Raw genomic sequence first — 1,601 nt, forward strand, 5'->3', positions numbered from 1 at the left:
TGGTACAATGAAAAACGGATCAAGCTCTCTCTCGGCTCACTCAGTCCCATTGAATATCGAGAGCGCCTAGGTCTGACGACATAAACCCGTCCAAGATTTTTGCCGCACCCCCACCTGGAAAGTCTTGGGCGCTGTTTGACAGGCCAGATGGATGAACTGCAGACTAGTATTCAACTGACGCTCGCAGTTCTTCTATACCCGTTCTCCCAGTATGTCACGGGCATCCTGCGCAAAGGGTGCCCGACATAACCATTATTCGTCAACAGGCCTTGAGCGCGGTTGAGCCCAGGTACGACAGCGTTGATAATTTTCCAGGGCATCAGCCCACGCCTCTGGAATGGGTGTATCAATACGTTCGACAAGGGCAGCTGTCTCGGCGCGATCGCGAGCAAGGCAGGCAAAAAAGGCTAAGCTATTGATGTTCCAGTTGTCCGGATACTTAGCCAGTATGTCTGCGATACCCTTCTTCATCAAAGACCACTTGGCCTGCGACTCAGAGAACAGGTTATTGCCATATTGGTTTTCCGATGCATACCAGTAAATCCGGGTATACATCCCATACCCTTCTGATGGCTGAGTACGTTTCAACGCGTCTTGTGCAAATTGCTCAAGCGATGCTGCATTGCCCCCCCACTTCGGATCCCAGTATCTCACTGCAGCAAAATAGATTCCGTAATATTCAGGAAAACGGGATAGGCCCTCTTCCAAGAGGGGCGTTAGTTCAGCTTCCGACCAGCCTTGTACAGAGGCGAGGCTGATCATCTGAGCGTAGAATTGCGGGTCGGCGGCTGCGATCTGCTTGTTTTTCTCAAGATACTCGCGGGCTTGCTGCAGGTATTGTTTGAATGGCTTCCAGTTTTCTGGAGCGACCGTGTTGGCGTAACCGTCCCCACGATAGGCCCAGCCGCGATTGACGAGCATTTCCGCATAAGCCAGATGGGCTGACGGTGATTTAGGATATCGGCGAACCCAATTGGCGACCAGCTTCTGCTTGGCCGACCAGATTGCCGGATCTTTCCGTTGAGAATGCAGCGCTGCGGCAATGCCTGAATAGAAATAAGTCAGCTTCCACACGCCACTGGCGGTTCGCGCAGTAGGATTACGATATTCCTCCGCCAATGCTTCAAGACGTTCAAAGTTTGCATTCTTGACGTCCGTGAACGCACTGCTCCTGATCGCCTTGCGCTCCGTCAATTCGCTACTCTGTCCATGGGCGGGTAACACGGCCACCAACAAAGACAGGGAGATAAGCCCGTGACACAAATGCCTTATTACTCGGTTTCTCAATTGCCTAACGCTCCAGTTCATTTCGTGGGACATTATCGCTTACTTAAGGTATCTCTGCACAAATCAGAGTCAGACCGAATTTCATCAAACTTCAGTGAATTCCTAGTGATTTGGGCGCGTATGGCACCTCAAAAGCCCGTTTAAGACACAATCAGCCGCTGGCGGAGTCAATAGTGGTCGGCACGCAACACATTGGACAAAGCCGCCAGGCACAAAAATCGGCTGAGGTTCTTCACCAGCCCCCGGTAACGCACCTTGGCATACCCGAAGCGTACTTTCAGATCGAAAAACACATGCTTAACCTTGGCTCGACG

Annotated in this window: 1 protein-coding gene and 2 pseudogenes; 1 reads left to right on the forward strand and 2 read right to left on the reverse strand. The window is 51.7% G+C overall.

Features of this window, described 5'->3' with window-relative positions; genetic code table 11:
• A partial coding sequence (locus FFS57_RS24875) for an IS3 family transposase (protein WP_137940474.1) occupies positions 1 to 84 on the forward strand: 84 nt, incomplete at its 5' end.
• A gap of 111 nt (positions 85 to 195) precedes the next feature.
• Here FFS57_RS24875 and FFS57_RS26190 read toward each other — a convergent pair.
• Both FFS57_RS26190 and FFS57_RS26040 read right to left on the reverse strand, forming a co-directional pair.
• A pseudogene (locus FFS57_RS26190) lies at positions 196 to 318 on the reverse strand (IS5/IS1182 family transposase); the annotation flags it as partial.
• A 1,136-nt stretch (positions 319 to 1,454) separates the two neighbouring features.
• Positions 1,455 to 1,601, reverse strand: a pseudogene (locus FFS57_RS26040) (IS5/IS1182 family transposase); the annotation flags it as partial.

Origin of the sequence: Chitinivorax sp. B (assembly GCF_005503445.1) — a bacterium.
GTDB lineage: Bacteria > Pseudomonadota > Gammaproteobacteria > Burkholderiales > SCOH01 > Chitinivorax.